18 protein-coding genes and 2 pseudogenes are annotated in these 22609 nt (G+C 69.5%); 13 read left to right on the top strand and 7 right to left on the bottom strand.

From position 1 onward, the window contains the following. The first annotated feature begins 45 nt into the window (after nucleotides 1-45). The 4 genes from OHA88_RS13150 (at nucleotide 46) to OHA88_RS13135 (ending at nucleotide 3258) form a co-directional block, all read left to right on the top strand. Entirely contained in the window at nucleotides 46-1209 is a 1164-nt protein-coding gene (locus OHA88_RS13150) for an ROK family glucokinase (protein WP_030916796.1), read from the top strand. 13 nt (nucleotides 1210-1222) lie between these two features. Next, entirely contained in the window at nucleotides 1223-1819 is a 597-nt protein-coding gene (locus OHA88_RS13145) for a hypothetical protein (RefSeq protein ID WP_328625659.1), read from the top strand. A gap of 36 nt (nucleotides 1820-1855) precedes the next feature. Next, complete coding sequence (locus tag OHA88_RS13140; protein WP_328625658.1) at nucleotides 1856-2245, top strand: hypothetical protein; 390 nt, start codon at nucleotides 1856-1858, stop codon at nucleotides 2243-2245. A gap of 818 nt (nucleotides 2246-3063) precedes the next feature. Further along, entirely contained in the window at nucleotides 3064-3258 is a 195-nt protein-coding gene (locus tag OHA88_RS13135; protein WP_168500122.1) for a hypothetical protein, read from the top strand. A 57-nt stretch (nucleotides 3259-3315) separates the two neighbouring features. Here OHA88_RS13135 and OHA88_RS13130 read toward each other — a convergent pair whose 3' ends face one another. The 6 genes and pseudogenes from OHA88_RS13130 to OHA88_RS13105 all read right to left on the bottom strand — a co-directional run bounded on the left by OHA88_RS13130 (nucleotide 3316) and on the right by OHA88_RS13105 (nucleotide 10917). Continuing rightward, entirely contained in the window at nucleotides 3316-5700 is a 2385-nt protein-coding gene (locus tag OHA88_RS13130; RefSeq protein ID WP_328625657.1) for a SpoIIE family protein phosphatase, read from the bottom strand. 80 nt (nucleotides 5701-5780) lie between these two features. After that, nucleotides 5781-6263: an SRPBCC family protein gene (locus OHA88_RS13125; protein WP_328625656.1), complete on the bottom strand. Its 483-nt coding sequence runs from the start codon at nucleotides 6261-6263 to the stop codon at nucleotides 5781-5783. Nucleotides 6264-6688: 425 nt separating this feature from the next. Next, on the bottom strand, nucleotides 6689-7594 hold the full coding sequence (locus OHA88_RS13120) for a bile acid:sodium symporter family protein (protein WP_328625655.1): 906 nt from the start codon (nucleotides 7592-7594) through the stop codon (nucleotides 6689-6691). Between the two features lie 173 nt (nucleotides 7595-7767). Beyond that, a complete protein-coding gene (locus tag OHA88_RS13115; RefSeq protein WP_328625654.1) occupies nucleotides 7768-9006 on the bottom strand; it encodes a PucR family transcriptional regulator in 1239 nt (412 codons plus the stop codon). A gap of 556 nt (nucleotides 9007-9562) precedes the next feature. Then, nucleotides 9563-9753 (bottom strand): annotated as a pseudogene (locus OHA88_RS13110) (NF041680 family putative transposase); the annotation flags it as partial. Nucleotides 9754-9876: 123 nt separating this feature from the next. Next, nucleotides 9877-10917 (bottom strand): formylglycine-generating enzyme family protein, encoded by a 1041-nt coding sequence (locus OHA88_RS13105; RefSeq protein WP_328625653.1) that lies wholly within the window; start codon nucleotides 10915-10917, stop codon nucleotides 9877-9879. A gap of 492 nt (nucleotides 10918-11409) precedes the next feature. Between OHA88_RS13105 and OHA88_RS13100 the strand changes: the two genes are divergently transcribed. After that, the gene (locus OHA88_RS13100; RefSeq protein WP_328625652.1) at nucleotides 11410-13779 is read left to right on the top strand and encodes an arylsulfatase; all 2370 of its coding nucleotides are present in this window, start codon (nucleotides 11410-11412) and stop codon (nucleotides 13777-13779) included. Between the two features lie 235 nt (nucleotides 13780-14014). On the opposite strand, the gene OHA88_RS13095 is transcribed toward OHA88_RS13100, so the two are convergent. Next, nucleotides 14015-14272, bottom strand: coding sequence for an alpha/beta fold hydrolase (locus OHA88_RS13095; RefSeq protein ID WP_143656145.1), 258 nt, complete (start codon nucleotides 14270-14272; stop codon nucleotides 14015-14017). 165 nt (nucleotides 14273-14437) lie between these two features. Here OHA88_RS13095 and OHA88_RS13090 point away from each other — a divergent pair, with 165 nt between their 5' ends. The 8 genes and pseudogenes from OHA88_RS13090 (at nucleotide 14438) to OHA88_RS13055 (ending at nucleotide 22095) form a co-directional block, all read left to right on the top strand. Next, nucleotides 14438-14884 carry an ester cyclase gene (locus OHA88_RS13090; protein WP_143656146.1) on the top strand — a complete coding sequence of 149 codons (447 nt, stop codon included), beginning with the start codon at nucleotides 14438-14440 and terminating at the stop codon, nucleotides 14882-14884. Nucleotides 14885-15003: 119 nt separating this feature from the next. Next, on the top strand, nucleotides 15004-15264 hold the full coding sequence (locus OHA88_RS13085) for a hypothetical protein (protein WP_143656147.1): 261 nt from the start codon (nucleotides 15004-15006) through the stop codon (nucleotides 15262-15264). A 227-nt stretch (nucleotides 15265-15491) separates the two neighbouring features. Then, on the top strand, nucleotides 15492-17201 hold the full coding sequence (locus OHA88_RS13080) for an aldehyde dehydrogenase family protein (RefSeq protein WP_328625651.1): 1710 nt from the start codon (nucleotides 15492-15494) through the stop codon (nucleotides 17199-17201). 54 nt (nucleotides 17202-17255) lie between these two features. Next, nucleotides 17256-18749 (top strand): long-chain-fatty-acid--CoA ligase, encoded by a 1494-nt coding sequence (locus OHA88_RS13075; RefSeq protein WP_168500138.1) that lies wholly within the window; start codon nucleotides 17256-17258, stop codon nucleotides 18747-18749. A gap of 284 nt (nucleotides 18750-19033) precedes the next feature. Beyond that, nucleotides 19034-19876 (top strand): hypothetical protein, encoded by an 843-nt coding sequence (locus OHA88_RS13070; RefSeq protein WP_328625650.1) that lies wholly within the window; start codon nucleotides 19034-19036, stop codon nucleotides 19874-19876. Nucleotides 19877-19956: 80 nt separating this feature from the next. Beyond that, a pseudogene (locus OHA88_RS13065) lies at nucleotides 19957-20073 on the top strand (site-specific integrase); the annotation flags it as partial. Between the two features lie 103 nt (nucleotides 20074-20176). After that, nucleotides 20177-21136: a tellurite resistance/C4-dicarboxylate transporter family protein gene (locus OHA88_RS13060; RefSeq protein ID WP_328625649.1), complete on the top strand. Its 960-nt coding sequence runs from the start codon at nucleotides 20177-20179 to the stop codon at nucleotides 21134-21136. A 452-nt stretch (nucleotides 21137-21588) separates the two neighbouring features. After that, on the top strand, nucleotides 21589-22095 hold the full coding sequence (locus tag OHA88_RS13055; RefSeq protein WP_328625648.1) for an ion channel: 507 nt from the start codon (nucleotides 21589-21591) through the stop codon (nucleotides 22093-22095). Nucleotides 22096-22609 lie beyond the last annotated feature (514 nt).

Genomic DNA, 22609 nt, shown 5'->3' with positions numbered 1-22609 from the left:
GCCGGGAGCTGTCACCACCCGGTCCCCCCAGACAATGCAGGGACGATGAGCACGTACCGCGACTTCACACACCGCGGCTCCGCCCGCGCCACCGTCCTGCGGACCGTCGGCACCCGCGAGCGGCGCTCGCATCTCACGGCGCCACGGGTACCCACTGTCGGCATCGACATCGGGGGTACGAAGGTGATGGCCGGCGTCGTCGACGCCGACGGCAACATCCTGGAGCAGCTGCGCACCGAGACGCCGGACAAGTCCAAGAGCCCCAAGGTCGTCGAGGACACCATCGTCGAGCTGGTCCTCGACCTCTCCGACCGGCACGATGTGCACGCCGTCGGCATCGGCGCGGCGGGCTGGGTCGACGCCGATCGCTCCAAGGTGCTGTTCGCGCCGCACCTCGCCTGGCGCGACGAACCCCTCCGGGACGCACTCGCCTCCCGCCTGGTCGTCCCCGTCATGGTGGACAACGACGCGAACACCGCGGCGTGGGCGGAGTGGCGGTTCGGCGCGGGCCGCGGCGAGGACCATCTCGTCATGATCACGCTCGGTACCGGCATCGGCGGCGCGATTCTGGAGGACGGTCAGGTCAAGCGTGGCAAGTACGGGGTCGCCGGTGAGTTCGGCCACATGCAGGTGGTGCCCGGCGGGCACCGCTGTCCGTGCGGCAACCGCGGCTGCTGGGAGCAGTACAGCTCCGGCAACGCCCTCGTCCGCGAGGCCAGGGAGCTGGCCGCCGCCGATTCGCCCGTCGCCCACGGCATCATCGAGCGGGTCAAGGGGAACATCCCCGAGATCACCGGGCCGCTCATCACCGAACTGGCCCGCGAGGGCGATGCGATGTGCATCGAGCTCCTCCAGGACATCGGCCAGTGGCTCGGTGTCGGCATCGCCAATCTGGCTGCCGCGCTCGACCCCTCCTGCTTCGTCATCGGAGGCGGTGTCAGCGCCGCCGACGACCTGCTGATCGGTCCCGCCAGGGATGCCTTCAAGCGCCACCTCACCGGCCGTGGCTACCGGCCCGAGGCCCGGATCGCGAAGGCGGAGCTGGGCCCGGAGGCAGGTATGGTCGGCGCCGCGGACCTGGCCCGGCTGGTCGCCCGCCGGTTCCGCCGCACCAACCGCCGTCGTGTCGAGCGGTACGAGCGGTACGCGCAGATCTACGACCAGGCCGCGAGCACCATCCGGTCGACCCGCAACACCCGCACCTCCTAGGGATCCCCAGAACATGACCACAGCAGAGCATCCCGTCCTGCCGCGCCAGTCCTCGCCGCCCGACGAGGGCGGCGGACGGCCCCCGGAGGACCGGCGCCGGATGATCCGGCGACGCCTGATCACGGCGACCATCATCGTCCTGCTGATCGGCGTCCCGGCCGGCTATCTGCTGATCTCCGCCGGCCAGAGCCGCCGCTCCGGGCAGGACAAGGAGGCCGAGGCCTCCGCGCAGGGGCTCCGCGAGGGCTGGCCGTCCCGGATGCAGCGCCGGATCTTCGAGGTGCCGATCCCTGGCGACGCGGTGGACGTCCAGTACTACGAGACGAACAACTGGAAGGCCAGCCGGATGTACGTGCAGTTCCGCACGTCGTCCTCCGGACTCGACCGCTTCCTGTCCCGTCTGGGCTCCGGCCGCGCGGCCCTGACCGACGGCGACGTCACCGTCGGTGCCCGCGACACCAAGATCGCGGGCTGGCACTTCGGTCAGGGCGTCGACTGGGCGGGCACCACCCACACCAACAAGGACCCGCGCCCCACCCAGGACATCACCGTCGACATGACCGATCCGGCATCTCCTGTCGTATATGTCGTCTCTGCGGCGACCCCCTGACCGGAGGCCGGCCGACCGCTCACTAACCTGGAGCGAGTGAGCGATGTGAGTGAGACGAAGACCCCGCAGCCCGCGCAGCCGTTGCCCGGCGCGCAGTCCGCACCTGCGGCGCAGCAGTTCCAGGGCCCGCAGACGCTGCAGCCGTTCCCGGGACCGCAGGCCGCGCAGCCCGGGCACACCCTGCAGCCGGTGCCGCCGCTGTCGGCCACGCAGACCGGGCAGGTACCGCTGCAGCCGTCGCACGCACAGCCGGTGCAGCCCGCCCAGCCCGTGCCCCCGCAGCCGGCGCCGTCCGTCCAGCCCCGGCCGATCCCGCCGGGGTCCCGCGCGCTGCCGATGCACACCCTGCAGTACCGGTTCGACGGCCCGCAGGACGCCCCCGTCCTCGTCATCGGCCCCTCGCTCGGCACCACCTGGCACAAGTAGTCAGAACCGTCTTCTGACGTCCACGTGGTCCAGGGCGATGCCGTTTGTACAGGTGGGGGCTTTGTGGTCCCGGTGCGTCGATGGTGTTCGTGATCGGCGTGTGACAGAAGAGGGCGATGCAGAACCCCCGTTGGCTCGCTCCAGCCGGGGGTTCTGTCGCGTACTGATTCGGGCCGGCTGCATATGCGTCCCCTCCCCGGTTCGAAGGCACGGGATGGCGCGGGGAATGGATGGTCGGCAGTGCTTGCCTCCGGCGGTAGTCTCCTGCTGATCTGAGAACCCGTCCGCACCGTGGGTGGAGGACTCGACCCGCAACATGGCGGCGACGAGCGCCACGTCAGCCTCCGCGTGGTCTCGTCCTGCGGGTCTGAGGATGCAATCGGTTCCTGAGCCGGCGGTGCGCTCTCGACGCGGGCAGCGACCCGCGTCTCCGGTACGACGGCTGGCTTCTGACGTTGAGTGGTCTCGGCTGTCGCTGTCCGCCCTGGGACTCCTGTGGATACAGAGCGCGATGGATCGCACGTCGTTGCGGGCGTGTGCTCTGGGGAGGGGCGTCGTGGAGTTCAGAAAGAGAACGCTGGAAAGGCTTGGCGATCTCATTTGCGGAAATCTCGGTTCGGACGCCCCTCAGGGGGATGCCGAGCCTCCGTACTTTCACTACCGGTCGAGCAGATACATCACCGAATTCTTCGGGGACCTCGACATGGACTGGGAGCACGACGGCTCTACTCGGCATCGCTGGGTCGCGGGCGTTCTCGAGTGCCTGTTTGGCGGAATCGCACGAGGGGTCCGCGCGTCCTTCGGAGTCTTTCTGCCGGGTGATCGACCACTTGATGGACCCGGCGGATGCCCTCAATGAAGGGCGTGATCGTCCCAACGCCTTGCGGCAGTTGAACGACGTGCTTTCCCGTGAGGGCTTCGATGCCTTCTATGGAGAGGATGGGCATTGCTATCTGCGCCACATTGGAACGAATACGGTCTCGACGTTGGCCAGAACCCACATCGTCCCCTGAGCGTCGCTGAGGTGCAGCACAGCAAGGTTCCTTGATCAAGAGTTACACCGGAGCGATTTACAGTTCCGATGGGAGGGCCTGTTCGGCCCAGATGGTCTTGCCTCGGGCGGTGTAGCGGGTGCCCCAGCGGCGGGTGAGTTGGGCGATGAGGAAGAGGCCGCGGCCGCCCTCGTCGGTTTCGTATGCGTGGCGCAGGTGCGGGGCGGTGCTGCTGTCGTCGGTGACTTCGCAGATGAGGGTGAGGTCGTGGATCAGGCGCAGCTGGATGGGGCCGGTGGCGTAGCGGATGGCGTTGGTGACCAGTTCACTGACGATCAGTTCGGTGGGGAACTCGAGTTCCTGGAGGTCCCAGTGGGCCAGTTGGCGTACGGCCAGGGTGCGGGCGGTGGTGACGAGTGCGGGGTCGTTGGGCAGAGTCCAGGTCGAGACCTGGTCGGCGCGCAGGCTCTGGGTGCGTGCCAGTAGCAGCACTGTGCTCTCCTCGCCGCGGTCTTGGCGTTCTCGGACTATGGCGTCGCAGGTGTCCTTGAGAGACCGGTGGGGGTTGCCGAGGATCCGCCGCAGACGGGCCGATCCCTCGGGTGGGTGGTCGGATGGGGCGAGGCTGCTGGTGGACAGGGCGATGGTGCTGCCCACCGGTAGTTCCACCTCGGTGGTCTCGTACGGCGGATGGTCGCTTCCCAGGGGTGGACCGGCCGGGACGTCGGGGACCTCGAGAGAGCCGTTGGGATAGACGATCACAGGTGCTGGGTGGCCGGCCCGGGCGAAGGTGCAGCGGCGGGAGATGGGGTCGTAGATCGCATACACGCAGGTGACTCCGGCCAGGTGTGGGCCGGCACGGTCGTCATCGGTCAGTTGGGCGTGTTCGCCGGTGGGGCCGGACGCCAGGTCGTGGAGTTGGGCGAGCAGTTCGTCGGGGGTCGGGTCCTGTGTGGCCAGGGTGTTGATGGCGGTGCGCAGTCGGCCCATGTCTGCTGCTGCTTGCGTGCCGTGCCCGACCAGGTGTCCCACTACCAGGGCCACCCGTGCCCCGGACAGCGGGATGACGTCGAACCAGTCCCCGCTGCCGCGGGTGGACTCGTGGCGCCAGGCCACCTCGACGGCGTTCTGGACGGGGACGGTCTGTGGGAGCAGGCTGCGTTGCAGGGTGAGGGCGGCGCTACGCTCGCGGGTGTACTGGCGGGCGTTGTCCAGGCACACGGCCGCCCGGGCACCGATTTCGACGGCGAGGGCGAGGTCGTCCTCCTCGAACGGGTCGGGTGTCTGTATTCGGTAGAAGCTGGCCAGGCCGAGCACCACCCCGCGGGCGGTGAGCGGTACCACCATCGTCGAGTGCGCGCCGGCCCGGCGGAGCAGCTCTGCGCGGCGGGGGTCGTGGACGAGCCACTCGTGGTCGACCCGTAGTTCCCGAATCAGACGGGGTTGCAGGTCGGCCAGGCACGCGGTGAAGGATGGCGGGTAGCCGGGGATCACCTCGCCGGGACTGTAGGCGGGCGTCGCGTCCAGCCCTGCGGCGGCACGGAAGCCGGCCCGCCGCAGCAGCGCCTCAGAGCTCACGGGGCCGGGCGGGGGTGCCTCGCCGGTGAGTACGTCGTCGAGGACCTCCACCGCCGCGATGTCGGCAAGGGCCGGCGCCGCGACCTCGGCCAGTTCCTCGGCCGTTGTCATCACGTCCAGCGTCGTGCCTATCCGTGTGCCCGCCTCCACCAGTAGATTCAGACGGGCCTGTGCCTGTTGCCGCTCGGTCACGTCCTGTGAGGCGACGACCACCCCGTGGATGGTGCCGGTCGGGTCCTTCAGGGGCAGGAGGCTCACGTCGTAGGAGTGATCGTGGTCGGGGTCGGCCGGAGGGCGGCCGACGTGGCCGAAGGTCATCGGCCGGCCCGTCTCCACCACCGACCGGAGTCTGCGCTCCGTCTCGTCGTCGACCATGCCCGGAGCCACTTCGCGAGCGCGGCGCCCGATGGCCTCCTGGCTCACCGCCCCCCGCAGTCCCGGCCCGGCAAGGTTCAGCCGGACGACCCGCAGTTCGGGGTCCAGGACCTGCACCCCGAGGGGGGACTCGGTCAGCAGCGCTGTGAGCAGCGCTGCGTCGACCATCTCGGCGTCGGTTCCCTCTGCTGGGTCGAGCAGTACGCACCAGCGCACTGTCGCGCCCTCGCCCGGCAGGGCAGACACCCGGGCGCGGATATCGAGCCGGTGTCCGTCCCGGTGGCGTGCGGTCACAGTCGCTCCCGCTGTTGCGGCTGGGGAGGCCGGCTGCTCTCGGGCCAGCAGCCTCGCCACCGGGCGGCCCAGAACCTCCTCCGCCGGATACCCGAGCAGCTCCCGTGCCTCCTGATTCCACTCGGCGATCAGGCCCCGCTCATCCAGCACCAACCGAGCGCCGCGGTCAGTGTCCGGCTCGCCCCGGCGCGCTGTGGTGTCCTTCCGTGCGTTCATGGTCGACTCCATCCAGGCGTCTCCCGCTCGCTGCCCTGGAGTGATCGGGCCCTACAGGACCAGTGTCACCGCAGACGGCCTCAGGTGGACGGGTGCTCCTTCTCCAGTGTCTCCTTGAGGCGCTGGAGGGTGACCTTCATGGTCTGGCGGTTGTGGGTGGCCCGGTCGCGGATGCCACTGACCTTGGGGCTGATGAAGTGCATGAACCAGCCGCGCTGGTCGATCCAGGTCTCGGTGACCTTGGTCGCCTGGCCGAAGTCGAGCGGCTCGAACCGGTAGGTCCAGATCGCGACGCGTAGCCCTGCGCCACGGGCGAGGAAGGCGAACCGCTCGCCTGGCTCCGCTGCCATCACGGTGCACTGGGTCGACCAGGGGCGCTTGGCGGAGCGGTTGTGGCCGGTGAACTTCATCCCGGGCCGGACCTCCTGCAGGCCGTTGTCCTTGACGTCGGCGCCGGTGCATTCGGGGCTCCAGCGGCCCATGTCGGCCACGTTCGTCACCGCCGTGTAGACGACGCTCGGCGGTACAGCGATCTCTATGGATTCGGAGACGTGCGTTTCCATCGACAGCCCTTCTCGAAGACATTTTCGAGCCAATGACACAGTTCCTCGCGCATCGCGCTCAGGGCAGTCATCGGCAGATCCAGTTGCACCCCGCGGCCAGAGCGCCCACTGCCGTCATAACGGCGGGAGCCGCGGCCACGGCGCATGCCTCACGGAAGACCGCGGAGGCGGTCAGGGAACGGCAGCGTCGGTCATTGGTCGGCAGGTGCCGGCGCGGGGGCGCGGGGCTGTTGTCGTGCGCCATCCGGGTCGGCGCTGACGCCCTGGCATGGTCGCTGCACCCGACCGCGTGCGGCACAGTCGGCGGCCTGCATCTCGATCAGCGCGTGGAACCGCTCGGCAAAGGGAGCGTGAAGGTGCGCTTCGGCAGGGCCACGCACACCGTTGGTCTCCCCGGGCGTTTCGGTTCCGCTCGGTGCAGCGTCTCAGCGGGGAGTGTCGGCCGCCGGGGCGGACGTGACGGCCGCCGGCCTCGGGCTGCCGCGGGTGAGCAGTCGGCCGACAGCGGCGGTGCAGGGGATCATCACCAGTCCGTAGACCGCTGCGGGAACAGCGAGCGGGACGCTGTTCAGGGCGCTGACGGCGATGGTGATGGCGAGGGCCGCGTTGTGCGCTCCGATCTCGAAGGCGGCCGCGACGGCCTGGCGGTGCTCCACCCCCATTGCTCTCGGCACGACGAAGCCGAGCGTCAGACTGGCCAGGCAGAACATCAGCGCCACCACGCCTACCGAGGTGACATAGCCGAGGACATGGGCCCGCTCGTTGTAGGCGGTGCCGAGGATAGCCAGGGCCAGCACCAGGGTTGAGGCGATCCGCACCGGACGGTCCATGCGCTCGGCGAAGGCGGGGCGGGATCGACGCAGGATCATGCCGATCCCCACGGGAATCAGCACGATCACGAACACCTGGAGCATCTTGCCGAACTGCAGCGTGAGGTGCCCCGCGGCGATGTCGGGTGCGAAGTACGCCAGGGCGAAGTTGGTCATCAGCGGGACGGTCACCACGGCGATCACCGAGTTGATGGCGGTGAGCGTGATGTTGAGGGCGACGTCGCCGTGGAACAGATGGCTGAACAGGTTGGCGACGGTGCCTCCCGGAGACGCCGCGAGCAGCATCATCCCGACCGCCAGCACCGGGGGGAGGCCGAACGCCACGACCAGCCCGAAGCACAGTGCGGGCAGGACGAGCAGCTGCAGCGTGAGTGCCACCACCACCGCGCGCGGCCGGCGGGCGGCGCGGGCGAAGTCCTCGGCGGTCAACGACAGTCCGAGGCCGAGCATGACGACCGCTAGGGCTACCGGAAGGAAGACAGAGGCGATCACTGAGTCCATGAGTCACGGTTCCAGGTGGCGAGTCGGGAGTTGTTGCACGAGGAAGACCCGGTCGGCCGGTCCGGGTTTCGTCGTGCCCGCAACGGTGCCAGCGCCGACGTCACGTGCGCTCGTGTCTCAGTCCGAAACAGGTACTGCCCCTTGGCCGCTGGAACAACTCCCGCGGCAGCGCATCAGGTTGCGTCGGAAGGAGCGCCGAAGAGCGAGACCCATCGCAGTGCGAGCTCGACTTGCGTCGAGCGCTGCGAGAGCGGGTGCCCGAGCAACTCCTCGGCCCGGGCGATGCGGTAGCGCACTGTGTTCTTGTGCACGAACAGCTGCTCGGCCGTCGCCTCGATGCTCAAGGTCGTCAGGTATGCCAGGACGGTCTCGCGGAGCAGGGCGAGGTTCTTGTCGGCGCCGCAGAGCCGACCGACTTCGCGGGCCACCATCCGTCGCATCAGCGTTTCCTGTGCTGAAACGAGGATGAGCAACTCCTCCTCGTCATAGCGCACCAGCGCTCGACCGTGGGCAGCCTTGAGGGCCAGGTTCTCGGCGGCACGGGCTTCCGCGTGGCTCGTTCGAAAACCCTGGGTCCCCGGACCAGGCCGGCCGATCGCCGCCTGCATGCCGGCCTGCTGGAGCGCCGACGCGAGGCCGGGCAACTGAGCGAGGTCGGGTTCGTGGGGCGTGGCGACCCAGCACCACAGGTCACGGCTGCCGGCGACCATCGTCAGCGGTCGTGAGGTGCCGAGTGCCTGGGCGACGGCGTTCGCGACGTCCAGCATTGCCTCGGTCGTGGACGAGCCGGCCTCGGGGGCCCGGACGACGTAGGCGGTCTGCCAGTGTGACAGGGGGTGGCCCAGCAGGCGCGTCGCGTCGTCCGCGCTGGGTGGCGCGTCCCCGAGGAGCGCTTCGATGGTCTCGGCGCGGCGTATGGCAGCGTCGTCGCGCAGTCGCTGTCGCTCCTCGTAGTACGTCTCGATCAGGCTTTCCACGGCGTCGGCCATCCACTGCCCGCCGAGACCCCAAAGGAAGACGAGGATCTCGTCACGCGCGGGAGCGTCTTCACTCGCCCCGTCGATGACCTCGGTGAGGAACTGGAAGACGCTCTGCTGGGCGACCCGGTACACCTTCAACAGGATCCCGAGGTCCAAGCCACGCCGGGCCAGGGTCCGGGCCAGGTCGGCGCCCTGGCCGGGCCGCACGAGGCGGTGGTCCTCACTCAGGCTCGCGACGAACTCGCGCCACTCCGCGCGGGTGCTGCAGTGCAAGTCCTGGACGAGGACGGGATCGTCGGCGATCTCGGGGATCTGCTTGAGGATGACGGCGTTGATCCGGTCTGCGAAGGAGTCCACCAGGGTGTCCTGTGAGGCCGTCTTGCCGAAGTTCTTTGCCCAGGCAGTCAACGCGTCCGACCGGTTCTCTGACAATCGACGCCTCCGACTCCTGCTGTGACCGTGGCCACGCTTCTCGGACGTCCGGAACGATGCTGCACTCCACCACTGCTCGCAACGCCGAGAAGCCTTGGTGTCGCGTTGCAGCGGTTCGCCGCGAACTCGGCCGACAAGCGCCTTGAAGTCCACGTACTCAGCGTCCTCGAGCGCATGCGGCGCGTGTCCGGGCGTTCAATACAGGGGCTGGCCCGCCTCGTGGACCTCCTCGCCGTCCTTGATCTTCAACCCGACTCGCCCCTTTCGAATGTAACCCCAGTGCGGACACCGACAAAGGTCGTCAGGCTGTCCGACCAGCGCGGGACCCCATGTCCGCCCTGGTCAACAGCCGAACGAATCCCGCCGTCATGCCGCCGCCGCTCTCCTGGATGCGGAGGAATGCGAGGCGTCACTCTCGATCACGATTGGTGTCCCTTCGCGTGTGAGGGGCGCCGGCACGGTCATGCCGACAACGGTGCCAGCGTCGACGTGATCCACGCTTGTACATAGGTCCGAAATCCGTCCGGCCCGTTGGCCGTCGGAACAACTGCGCGGAGCCATGGTCGCGGCGATGCTCGCCAGAGACGGTTTCACCAGCGACCTGACGGGTCCGTCCGCGCACAGCACGGCGTCGGACAGCTCGGACAGGGCATCCGCGCGCCGCGTCGGGCAGGAGTCGAATGCACCCCGGAAGCGTGCGAGTTCAGCGAACCGGTCTTGGCCAACGCCCTCGTGCAGCAGGCTCATCCCCACGGTCTTCGTCCTGGTCGCGTGCGTTGGTCGGAGCACAGGATCGGGCGAAGGCCGGCACGCCGTGCGGCGGATCCCAACATGCGTGATCATGTACGACGCCAGCTTCGGGGCCAGGCGTCAACGATCAAGCTGATTCATGACACTCCCTTGCTGCGCGGCACCGGCTGCAGGGCGGACGATGCAGCGGAAGCCGAGGTGGCAGGTGGAGGTGTCGATCGGCTGGGGGAGCCGTGCGGCGGGCCGGTAGCGGCGGCAGTAGTTCGGCGCGCACAGGTGCGAGCCGCCCTTCATCACCTTGCGGGGGATACGCAGCTGGACCTGACCGGGTTCGACGCTGTCCGCCTCCGCGCCGCCGACCGGGTTGAAGCGTGGCCGCGGTGCGCCGCAGCAGGTCGGCGCGTTGGTCGCGAGGCGCCGATGGTCCGCGTACCAGTCGGACGTCCACTCCCACACGTTGCCGATCATGTCGTACAGGCCGTAGCCGTTGGCCGGGAACGCCCCGACCGGCGAGGTGCCGGCGTAGCCGTCCAGTTCGAGGTTCTCGTGCGGGAACTCGCCCTGCCAGGTGTTGGCCATGTACCGGCCATCCGGGTTGAGCTCGTCGCCCCAGGCGAACTCGCTGTCCAGCAGGCCGCCGCGTGCGGCGTACTCCCACTCGGCCTCGGTGGGGATCTGCTTGCCGGCCCACTGCGCGTAGGCGAGCACGTCCGGCCATGCCACGTGGGTCACCGGATGATCGAGCCGGTCGCGTCGCGACGTCCCCGGACCGCCAGGGTGTCGCCAGTTCGCGCCGGGCACGTACGACCACCACTGGTACGGGTACCTCAGGTCCACCGGATGCGACGGCGGCGTGAACACCGCCGAAGCCGGCGCCAGCATGGCCGTATCAGCGCCGGGATACGCGGACGGGTCCACGGGTCGCTCGGCGATCGTCCGATACCCGGTGGCCTCGACGAACGCCTGGAACTGGGCGTTGGTGACCGGATGCGGGTCGATCCAGAAACCGTCGACGCTCACGGCGTGGGCCGGGGCTTCCTCGGGGTAGTGGCGGTCAGACCCCATGGTGAACCCGCCACCGGGAATCCACACCATGTCGTCGGGCTGGTTCTGCGGGATGTGGCCCAGGGGCGGCGTGGTCGCGGTGGGTACGTCACTCATCGGTGTCACCTAGCTGTGCGGGGCTTGCGGAGTTACGAGGATCGGGCCGCGGCCTGCCTTTCCTGCCAACGGCAGGCGGCGGTGTCGAGCTGCCGGGCTCAGCCGGCGATGTGCGACGCGACCGTTGCTGCGGTCACATGCGGACCCTCTAGATACGTAACTGCGAGTTCCGTTAAAGTCCCATCCACGCCAGGGGTCGTCAAGACCCCGCAGGCCGCGGCAGCAGTGATCCGTCACGGCAGCGCTGCACTCACCGCCGGACCGACAGCCTCGCTGCGGCCGTGACCTCCTCGCCGCCCGGCTCCCCACCGGACGGTGCACGAGACCCCACGCGTACACGGGACATGAGCCCCTCGCTCGGCCCGCCTCATCTGGCGGCACGCCGGGAGCCGCCGTGTCCCTGCCCACCCATCACGACCGCGCCGGAGACCGGGACTGCGTGCCCGGACGGCCGTCGCCGTCGCTTCACCAATCCCGGACAGGAGGGGCCCTGTGCCCTCGCATGACGATCTCCCCCGCACCGCCCTGCCCATGCCCGATCGGCCCCGGCCGGGGCTGACCACGTACGACGCCCGGGACCCGGAGACGTCGTTCGCGCCGATCACGCCGCTGCGGCCGCCGGCGGGCGCGCCGAACGTGTTGGTGATCCTGCTGGACGACGTGGGCTTCGGCGCCTCCAGCGTGTTCGGCGGCCCGATCGACACCCCCGCGGCGCAGCGACTGGCCGACGGCGGGCTGCGCTACTCCCGCTTCCACACCACCGCGCTGTGCTCGCCGACCCGGCAGGCGCTGCTGACGGGGCGCAATCACCACTCGGTCGGCATGGGTGCGATCACCGAGCTGGCGACCTCCGCGCCGGGATACAACACGATGCGGCCCAACTCCAAGGCGCCGCTGGCCGAGACGCTGCGGCTCAACGGCTACGCCACCGCGCAGTTCGGCAAGTGCCACGAGGTGCCGGTGTGGGAGACCAGCCCGGCCGGGCCGTTCGACCGCTGGCCGACCGGCAGCGGCTTCGACTACTTCTACGGCTTCCTCGGCGGGGAGACCAACCAGTACTACCCCGCGCTGTACGAGGGCACCACCCCGGTGGACCCCGAGCGCACCCCGGAAGAGGGCTACCACCTCACCGAGGACCTCGCCGACCGCAGCGTGGACTGGATCCGCCGCCAGCACGCGCTCCAGCCCGACCGCCCGTTCTTCCTCTACTTCGCCCCCGGCGCGACCCACGCCCCGCACCATGCCCCCAAGGAGTGGTCCGACCGGTACGCGGGCCGCTTCGACGCCGGCTGGGACGCGTTGCGTGAGGAGATCTTCGAGCGGCAGAAGCAGCTCGGGGTGATCCCCGCCGACGCCGAGCTGACCGCGTTCAATGCGGAGATCCCGCACTGGGACGAGATGCCCGACGACCTCAAGCCGGTGCTGACCCGCCAGATGGAGGTCTACGCCGGGTTCCTGGCCCATACCGACGCCCAGATCGGGCGGCTGGTGCAGACCCTGGACGACCTGGAACTGCTCGATGACACGCTGATCTACTACATCATCGGCGACAACGGCGCCTCGGCCGAGGGCACCCACCACGGCAGCTTCAACGAGACGATCAACTTCAACGGCCTCAGCGCGCTGGAGTCGACGGAGTTCCTGCGCGCCAAGGTGGACGAGTTCGGTACGCCGACCGCGTACAACCACTACGCGGTGGGCTGGGCACATGCGATGTGCACGCCGTACCAGTGGACCAAGCAGGCGGCCTCGCACTGGGGCGGCACCCGCAACGGCACCATCGTGCACTGGCCCGCCGGCATCACCGCCCGGGGCGAGGTCCGCGACCAGTTCTCCCACGTCATCGACGTGGCGCCGACCGTTCTGGAGGCCGCCGGGCTGCCCGAGCCCACCACGGTGCACGGGGTCACCCAGGCCCCCATCGAAGGCGTGAGCATGGGCTACTCCTTCGGCGACGCTACTGCGCCCGAGCGGCGCCAGACGCAGTACTTCGAGATCACTGGCAACCGCGGCATCTACCACCGCGGCTGGACCGCGGTCACCAAACACCGCACGCCGTGGGAGATGGTGGGAGCCAAGCTGGTCGCCTTCGACGACGACGTGTGGGAACTGTACGGCCCCGACGACTGGACCCAATCCCGCAACCTCGCCGCCGAGCAGCCCGAGATGCTCCACAAACTGCAGCGGCTGTGGCTGATCGAGGCGACCAAGCACGGGGTGCTGCCGCTGGACGACCGGGCCGTCGAGCGTTTGGACCCCGACCTGGCCGGCCGGCCGCAGCTCGTCCGCGGCAACACCCAAGTGCTCTTCCCGGGCATGGGGCACCTCAACGAGAGTTCGGTCATCAACATCAAGAACAAGAGCCACGCCGTCACCGCGCAGGTCGTGGTCCCGGAGGACGGCGCCGAGGGCGTCATCCTGTCCCAGGGCGGCATGGCCGGCGGCTGGAGCCTGTACGTCCGCGACGGCCGACTGCGCTACTGTTACAACCTGGTGGGTCTGAAGTACTTCTACGTCGGCTCGGACCACAAGCTCCCGGCCGGCGAGCACCAGGTGCGGATGGAATTCGACTACGCCGGCCCCGGGCTGGCCAAGGGCGGCACCGTCACGCTCCACGTCGACGGCACCGAGGTGGGCCGCGGGCAGCTGCCGGTGACCCAGGCGATGGTGTTCTCCCTGGACGAGACGACCAACGTGGGCCGCGAGTCGGGCTCGCCCGTCACGCCGGAATACCCGGCTCGCGGCAACGACTTCACTGGCCAGATCCGGTGGGTGCAGATAGACGTGGACGCTGCCGCGGACAACCCCGAGCACCTGATCCCGATCGAGGAGCGCTGGCGGATCGCCATGTCCCGGCAGTGACGGGCCGGCCGTGCGGTGCCGGTGGGCAGGCCAACCGCGGCCGGCTCACCGGCACCGCACGGCCGCAGTCACGCCTCGGCTCGGGTTGCTCGGCGACCCCTCACGTCGGCAGGCCCTCCGCGAGGACGCGGAGGGCCTGCCGACGTGATGGCATCAGGCGGCGCGTGACGTCACGGCTTTGCTGCTGCGTTGATGGTGTCCAGGATGACGGAAGTGATGAGTGCCGGCTCGTCACTCATAGGCATGTGCCGCAGCCGGGCAGTGTCACGTGTTCGGCCTGGGGAATCCGCTCGCGGGCCAGGCCAGCCATGTGCAGGGGGAGGGCGCGGTCGCGCTCGCCCCGGCCGATGGTGACCGGAACCGTGGGATTGGAGCGGCACTGGTAGTCGCGCCCGAACCTGGCGACCGCCCTGAAACCGGAGCCGTTGCGCAGGGCCAGGACGTCGGCCCATGTCCGCTCCGGGGACAGCTGTTCCGGCTTGTGCACGAGCATGCCGCGGCACCGCATTGATCCAACGGCCAACGGGCCGGGTGGATTTTGGACTGCCGTACGAGCGCAGGTCACGTCGGCGCTGGCACCTTTGCCGGCGTGACGAAATCGGGAGCGCGTGAGCGCTAAGAGACCCCGATCGAGATTGAGAGTGAGAAGGAGCAGGCGATGGAGTCGAGCAGCATCACCCAGCCCACCACACCCGCGGAGGCGGCACGCTCCTTGTTCGAGCGGATCGGCCGCCACGAACTCGATAACGCCGAGCAGATGTGGAGCCCCGACGCCGTAGACACTTTCGTCGCGGTCGGAGAGTTCCGCGGCCTGGACGCGATCGTGGGCTTCTTCACCGAGCTCCTGGCCGCGTTCCCCGACATGGAGGTCGAGACCGAACGCATCCTGTCCGACGGCTCGTGGACCACGGTCCAGTGGCAGGCCAGCGGGACCTTCACCGGGGCACCTTTCCTCGGCATCGAAGCGACGGGCCGACGGTTTGAAGGGCTGCGGGCAGTCTCGGTCGCCGAGTGGGACGACCAGCTGCGCATCCGCCAGAACGCGATCTACTGGGACGGCGCAGACTTCGCCCGGCAGCTCGGCATTCTCCCGCCTACGGAATAGATGACCGCCTACGAACACGCCCAGACGCTGATCCGCACCGCACGGTTGTTCCAACGGCCAACGGGCCAGGCGGATTTTGGACTGACGAACGAGCGCGGGTCGCTTCGGCACTGGCACCGTTGGCCCGGCCCTGGGCGATGGGCGCTCTCGCGCTGCTCGTCCAGGCCGGGCTCACCGACTGGCTGATACGCCGCGGAGTCAGCAGCCGCTGGGCGCGCGGCCGGGTCGGCGGCAGCCTGCTGCTGCTCGGTGCGGCCGCCTGCCTGGCCCTGCCCCTGGTGGACGGCGCCGGGGCGAAGACCGCGCTGCTGGTGGCCGGTTTCGGTCTGGGTGGATCCTTCGCCAGCGTTGCGTTCACCGTCGTCGCCTTCGGTACGTGAACGCCGTGGTCACCACCGCGGGCCTGATCGCCTCGGCCGTGGTCGGACAACGGGTCGACAGCTGTGGCGTGACGTCGTACCAGAGCGCCGTTCTGCTCTCCGGTGTCCTGCTGCTGGTGGGCATGCGCGGCCTTCACCCTGATCGCCCCGGCTCGCCACACCGCTCGCCTGGACGCTTGACCCACCGACACGCGCCCGACCACCCCTGCTGCACTAGGAGCCGACCCGTGACCGCCCCTGCCATCGACACCGAACCGCTGGACCGTGCCGTCGCCGAGCTGCGTGAAGGCTCCGCATCGTGGGCCGCGGCCCCGATCGCCGAGCGGATCGTGCTGCTGGAGCGGCTGCTGCCGCGAATCGCCGACGGCGCCGCGGAGACGGCCGCGGCCGGAGCCCGTGCCAAGGGCTACGGCCCCGACTCCCCGTGGGCGGCCGAGGACTGGGCCGGCGCCCCGTGGGCGCTCGCCCAGAACGTCAGCGCCTACCTGCACGTGCTGCGCCGGATCGCCGCGGGCAAGGACCCGGTCGACGCGCGAGCCGTGCACGAGGGGAACGGCCGCACCTGGGTCGACGTCTTCCCCGCTACCGGCTGGGACACCCTGCTGCTCAACGGGTTCACCGCCCAGGTGTGGATGCGCGCTGGCACCAGCGCGCAGCAGGTGCGAGACCGGGCCGCCGGCGAGTACCGCGGGCGGCCCGGACGCCCGGCCGTCGCCCTGGTGTTGGGCGCGGGAAATGTCGCGGCCATCACCGCCCTGGACATCCTGCACAAGCTGTATGTCGAGGGCCAGGTCGTGGTTGCGAAGATGAACCCGGTCAACGCTTACCTCCGGCGGCACTTCGAGCTGGTCTTCGCCGAGTTCGTCGAGCACGGCTGGCTGCGGTTCGTCGACGGCGGTGCGGCGGAGGGCGGCCATCTCGCCGCGCACGACGGCGTGGACGCCATCCATGTCACCGGCAGCGACCGCACCCACGACGCGATCGTGTGGGGGACCGACGAGCAGGCCGCGCAGCGCCGCCGCGACGACACGCCGCTTCTCGGCAAGCCGTTCAGCAGTGAGCTGGGCGGGGTCAGCCCGTGCATCGTGGCCCCCGGGCCGTGGAGCGAGGCGGACTTCCGCTTCCAGGCCGAGCACATCGTGACCAGCAAGATGAACAACTCCGGCCACAACTGCATCGCCAGTCAGATCCTGGTCCTGCCGGCGGAGTGGGACGGTACCGAGCGACTGCTGGAGCAGATCCGGAAGGTGCTGCGCGAGCTGCCGCCGCGCACCGACTACTACCCCGGGGCAGACCAGCGTCTCGGCGCGGTCCTCAAGGCACACCCCAAGGCCGAGACCCACGGCGACGGCCCCTGCCGCGTGCTGGTCCCGGACATCACCGACCACGACGACATGCTGATCACCGACGAGGTCTTCGGCAGCGCACTTGGCGTGGTCCGCCTGCCCGGCGCGACCGCGGCCGAATTCCTGCGCCACGCCGTCGACTTCGCCAACGACAAGCTCCCCGGCACCCTCGGCGCGACCCTGATCGTCCACCCCCGGACCGAGAAGCACCACCGCTCTGCGGTCGAGGCGGCCGTGGCCGGGCTGCGCTACGGGACCCTCGGCGTCAACTGCTGGTCCGCGATCGGTTTCCTGCTCGGCTACACGCCCTGGGGCGCCTACCCCGGCCACACCCGCCAGGACATCGGCAGCGGCATCGGCTTCGTCCACAACGCCTTCATGCTCGAGGACATCGAGAAGACCGTGCTGCGTGCACCCTTCGCCCCCGCCCCGCGCGGCCTGTTCGCCGGTTCCCCGTCACTGTCGCCCCGCCCGCCCTATTTCGTCACCAACCGCACCGCCCGGACCACCATCGAACGCGTCACCCGCTTCACCGCCGCACCGGCGATCGCCAAGCTCCCCGGCATCTTCGCCTCCGCACTGCGCGGCTGACACCGCCCGCACCCCGCCGCCCCCGAACCGCCACCGTCAGACGAGAGGCCGAAGGTGAACCTCGCCGACCTCCTCAGCCGTACCGCCGCAGCACACGGCCACCGCGTCGCCGTCGAACTCGGCGACCACTCGCTTACCTACACCGAACTTCACACGCTCGCCGGCCGGGTGGCCGCGCTGCTCGCCGCACGCGGTGTCACCCCCGGTGACCGGGTCGGTCTGATGCTGCCCAACCTGCTGGAGTTCCCGGTCCTGTACTACGGCGTGCTGCGCGCCGGCGCCATCGTCGTCCCGATGAACCCCCTCCTCAAGTCGCGCGAAGTCGCCCACTACCTGGGCGACTCGGGCGCGGTGCTGCTGTTCGCCTTCGCCCCGGTCGCGGAGGAGGCCGCTGCCGGGGCCCAGGGCACTGCCGCCGACGTAGTGCCTGTCGGGCCCGGCTCGCTCACCCAGTTGCTCGCCGCCCACCCGTTCCCCGCGCCCGAGCGGAGCCGCGAGGAGCAGGACACCGCGGTCATCCTCTACACCTCCGGCACCACCGGAGTTCCCAAGGGCGCCGAGCTCACCCACGCCAACCTGGTCCGCAACTCCGAGATCATCGCGACGCCACTGCTCCGGCTCAGCCCGGAGGACGTCCTGCTGGGCTGCCTGCCGCTCTTCCACGCCTTCGGCCAGACCTGCGCCATGAACGCCGCAGTGACCAGCGGCGCCCGCCTCACCCTGATGCCCCGCTTCGACCCCGCCCTGGCCCTGCAGACCATCCAGCAGCGGCAGGTCACCATCTTCGAGGGCGTGCCGACGATGTATGCAGCCATGCTCGCCGCAGACGCACAGCAGCCCGGCGCCCACGACGCCTCCACCCTGCGGCTGTGCGCCTCCGGTGGCGCCTCGCTGCCCGTCGAGGTCCTGCACGCGTTCGAGGCAGCCTTCGACTGCCCCGTCCTGGAAGGCTTCGGCATGTCCGAGACCTCGCCCGTCGCCTCCTTCAACCACCCGGACCGCCCGCGCAAGGCAGGTTCCATCGGCACCCCGATCGAGGGCATCGAGCTGTGCCTGATCGACGCGAAGGACGGCGTCGGCGAACTCTGCGTCCGCGGCCACAACATCATGAAGGGCTACTGGGGCCGCCCCGAGGCCACCGCCGAGACCATCGTCGACGGCTGGCTGCGCACCGGCGACCTCGCCACCGTCGACGAGGACGGCTACTACTTCATCGTCGACCGCAAGAAGGACCTGGTCATCCGCGGCGGCTACAACGTCTACCCCCGCGAGATCGAAGAGGTCCTCCACGAACACCCCGCTGTCGCCGAAGCCGCCGTGATCGGCATCCCTCACCCCACCCTCGGCGAGGACGTCGCCGCCGCCGTCGCCCTGCACCCCGGCAACGAGGCCACGGCGGACGAGCTACGTGAGTTCGTACGGGCACGCGTCGCTCCCTACAAGTACCCCCGTGAAGTCCGGATCCTCGATGCCCTCCCCAAGGGCGCCACCGGGAAGATCCTCAAGCGCGAGATTCCCCGTGCGCTCCCTGAAGACACCCGCCCCTGACGACATCCGAAGCACGCGACGTGACGAGATACCGGCGCTTGACGGGGTCCGTGCCGACGCGCCTGCGGCCGCCAGCTGTGGTGGCGCGGCGCCAGGCGATGCCCACCCATCAGCCCGGGGGAAGGGGGTGGTACCGCCGCTATCCTGCCCGCATGAGCCGGTCGAACCCCTCTTCCCGCCGCCGAGGCCGGGTACCGTGCCGCACTCCCGCGGGCTGAAGTGACAGTTCGGCAGGACGGCGTTTCGGCCGCCTTCCGCTCCTGTCCGACGTCTAGGCTCGGGCCGTGGGGCAGCCTGAGGAGCGCGCCGAGGGCGCGGGACCGTTCGCCACCCGGCTCACCTGGCACCTTCCCGGCGGCGGCACCGCCGTGTGGGAGTCCCGACTCGCGCGGCGGCGCGGAGTACTCGCCGTCCGTCCCGCCGGTGCGGCGGCCACTCGGCACACCCGTGCGGACGCCGTTGCCCTCACCCGGCTGCGCAGACTCAACGCCATCGCCGCGATCGCCTTCGTCATCGGCGGGGCCCTCTTCGCAGTCGGCGGGGCCGTCGCCCAGTTCGGCTCCGGCGACGCCACCGAGTGCGCCTCGATCTACTTCGCGGGCGGGCTGTTCTTCAACACCGGCGGGTACGTCTCGCTGCTCCAGGTGATCAACGCGCCCCGCCACGTCGGCGGCGGCGAAGGCCGGCTGGTCACCCGCCGCTGGCGGTGGTGGAGTTACGAGCCGATGCGGGTGGACTGGCTGAGCGCGTTCGCCCTCTTCGCGGGCACCCTCGTCTTCGCCGTCAACCTGCTGGACTCCTTCCTGCACGGCCTGAACGTCCGGCAGGTCAACCGGCTGATCTGGGCGCCCGACGTGATCGGCTGCGTCCTCTTCCTGGTCTCCGGCCACCTGGGCTTCGTCGAGACGTGCCACGGCCGGCCCTGCGCCCGCCCGCACAACCTCGGCTGGTGGATCGTCGTCGTCAACCAGCTCGGCTCCGTCCTGTTCATGGTCTCCGCGCTCGCCGCCTTCACCCGCCCCGCCACCGGCAGCCTGGTGAACGCCGACATCGCCAACTGGGGCACCCTCACCGGCGCCCTGTGCTTCTCCGTCGCCGGCCTCCTCCAACTCGGTGAACATCCGTAGGCAGGCACGGCTTCGGCATGGAAGACGACAGACTCCGCTGCTTCCGAGGCCATGGCAGCCACCAGCGCACCGTCCTGGCCGTCGGTCCGCAGGGTGGACAGCTTCGGCGGAGCAACTTCCGGGACGATTGGGTCCAGGCGGGGAAGGCGGCGGGCGTCAGGGCTGAGCTGCATTTTCACGATCTGCGGCACACGGGCCGTTGTGAGCCGTCGCGCCGACGTCCGCTGGACTGACGCCCGCTCGCCCGTGGGACACGGCGTTGCAGTTGCGGCTCGTACCACCGCCACACACTGTGGGGGGATGGGTGATCGTGCCCCGGCCGAGGACGGGCTGGTCGGCTGGTGGGTGGCGCTGCCCCCCGGAGCAGGAACAGCGGTGATGGCGACCGGGATCGTCTCCATCGGGCTGCACCTGGTCGGACAGGAGGCGCTCTCATGGGTCCTGCTCGTCCTCGCCGCCATCGCGTGGCTCGCGCTCGCCGTCGACTTCGCGCGGCAACTACTGCGCGAACGGGAACAGTGGAAGGCCAAGGCAGACACGCCACCCGCGCTGACCGCAGTGGCCGCGACGACCATCCTCGGGACCTGGTTCGCACTACAGGGATGGTCGGGTGTCGCCGTCGCCGCGCTGGTCGTCGCGGTACTGATCTGGCCGGTGCTGCTGACCTCGGTGGTGCGGCACTGGCGGAGGCGCTTGCCGGGCACGGTGTTCCTGGTGTGTGTCGCGACGCAGGGCCTGGCCGTGCTGGGTGGGACGTTGGCCTTCTCGCTGCCGTCCGGGTGGCTCGCCTGGCCGGCACTGGGCTGCTTCGTGCTCGGGCTGGCGCTCTACCCGATCGCCTTCCTCCGCTTCGACCTCGGCCAGGTGCGGTCCGGCGCGGGCGAGCAGTGGGTGGCGGGCGGGACGCTGGCGATCTCCGCGCTCGCCGGGGCGAAGTTGCTGGCCGTGCCCGCCTGGCGCGGCACCGCTCTGCACGACGCGCTGCGTGCGCTCACTCTGGTCACGCTCGCGCTTTCCGTGTGCTGGTACGCCGTCCTCGTCTTCGCCGAGGCGCGCTGGCCGCGTCTGCGCTACGACATGAGGCGCTGGGCGACGGTCTTCCCGATGGGCATGACGGCCGTCGCCACCCTGTCCGTCGCCGACGCCGCGGCCGTCGGCTGGCTGCGGACGCCGGGCCAGGTACTGCTCTGGATCGCCGTCACCGCCTGGGTGCTCGCACTCGTCGGGCTGGTCAGGCACTTGACCGCGCACTCCCGGTGACCTGTGCCGAGACCGTGGCAGGGGGCCTTTCTGGGCACCTCTGGCGCGGCGGTACAAACCAAGCCACTACACCGACCGCGGTAGTACGTTTGCCCGCCGTCGGGCCAAGGTCATCGACCGCTTCCCCAGCGAGACCACCTGCATCAGCCTGGTCTGGGCCGTCCTCGACCGGGCCTCGCGCGGCTTCACCATGCCACCGTCGGCCTACGCCGCCTCCAAGACTTCCGCCGATCCCTGGCCGAACTCCTGACCTCGATCAGGCGAACCGCCGCCGGGATCAACGGCACACTCACGGACGTCTCGTAATATCCACTCCACGGCACCTACCTCGTCGAGATTTACACCGCTCCGAGGACGCGACCGTGTGAACCGGAGGCCGCTAGATGTTTATCCCGAAACCGCTCCGCTCCCTGCCCCCGGCACAGCGGCGACGGCTGACCTTGTTTGCATTCGTGCGTATCCTGGCCACCTCGCTGAGTCTGGTCGCGTTGTACTACCTCGTCCCGCTGCATCAACTCGAGAAGTTGTCGGTCCCGATCCCGGCGTCATTGTCAGTCGCGCTACTGATCCTTGCCGGAGCCGTGACCTGGCAGGTCATTTCGATCACCCGCGCCGACTACCCCGCCATCCGGGCGGTCGAGGCACTCTCGGTCACCACACCGCTATTCCTGCTGCTGTTCGCCGCAGCGTACTTCATCCTCGCCCAAGATAATCCGGCGAACTTCAGTACCCACACCCACGCCCTCACCCGCACCGACACCCTCTACTTCACCGTGTCGACCTTCACCACGGTCGGCTTCGGCGACATCACCGCCACCAGCGAAGCCGCCCACCTGATCGTCACCGTCCAGATGCTGCTCGATCTCCTCGTCCTAGGTCTTGGCCTTCGACTTTTCCTCGGAGCAGTCCGGACCGGCGAGAGCCGGCTGTCCGACACCGCCACCGACACATCCCCGTGAGACCGGGCGCCCCGCAATCGGCCAGCAGACGGCACCCGGCGTGACTGCCCGTGACCGTCGGACCGAGACGACGAGCTCGGGGCGCGAGGCGGAGTGTGCACGCAGAAAGCTCCTTCCTGCTCGGATACCACAAATCTTCGGCGATCCTTATCTCCCAGCTCAGAAGAAACTTTCGCTTTTCCGATCAAGATCGGGGCGCCCCGGCAAGTGAAACGCGCAGGCCAACGACAGGGCGATTTTCTTCCGGCTCGCGAATGTGCCGCCGACGAATGTGTCGGCGCCCAATGTACCGTTGGCTAGATGCTCCAGAGAATCAGCCTCCGGAGTACGGAACCCGACCGCTGCGGGATAATGGGCGATAAGTCCACTGGGACTTCAAGCGGACTTCTGGCCAACCAGACTCATGCTATTTGACCTCTCCGTGAGTGGAGGGAGGAATGAATCTACTGGAACGAGCACTCAAGGGTCGGCGATGCTGCCTTCACAACAAGTAGGCAATCGGCACTTCGGTGAT

This window comes from Streptomyces sp. NBC_00353 (assembly GCF_036108815.1).
GTDB lineage: Bacteria > Actinomycetota > Actinomycetes > Streptomycetales > Streptomycetaceae > Streptomyces.
This window is presented reverse-complemented; position numbering and strand designations above follow the sequence as displayed.

What these genes read in the sequence shown, in the direction of transcription:
- OHA88_RS13150 (WP_030916796.1), top strand. Translation starts at nt 46, where the DNA reads ATGAGCACGTACCGCGACTTCACACACCGCGGCTCCGCCCGCGCCACC.
- OHA88_RS13145 (WP_328625659.1), top strand. Translation starts at nt 1,223, where the DNA reads ATGACCACAGCAGAGCATCCCGTCCTGCCGCGCCAGTCCTCGCCGCCC.
- OHA88_RS13130 (WP_328625657.1), bottom strand. Translation starts at nt 5,700, where the DNA reads ATGAACGCACGGAAGGACACCACAGCGCGCCGGGGCGAGCCGGACACT.
- OHA88_RS13125 (WP_328625656.1), bottom strand. Translation starts at nt 6,263, where the DNA reads ATGGAAACGCACGTCTCCGAATCCATAGAGATCGCTGTACCGCCGAGC.
- OHA88_RS13120 (WP_328625655.1), bottom strand. Translation starts at nt 7,594, where the DNA reads ATGGACTCAGTGATCGCCTCTGTCTTCCTTCCGGTAGCCCTAGCGGTC.
- OHA88_RS13105 (WP_328625653.1), bottom strand. Translation starts at nt 10,917, where the DNA reads ATGAGTGACGTACCCACCGCGACCACGCCGCCCCTGGGCCACATCCCG.
- OHA88_RS13095 (WP_143656145.1), bottom strand. Translation starts at nt 14,272, where the DNA reads ATGCTCGTGCACAAGCCGGAACAGCTGTCCCCGGAGCGGACATGGGCC.
- OHA88_RS13090 (WP_143656146.1), top strand. Translation starts at nt 14,438, where the DNA reads ATGGAGTCGAGCAGCATCACCCAGCCCACCACACCCGCGGAGGCGGCA.
- OHA88_RS13060 (WP_328625649.1), top strand. Translation starts at nt 20,177, where the DNA reads ATGGGTGATCGTGCCCCGGCCGAGGACGGGCTGGTCGGCTGGTGGGTG.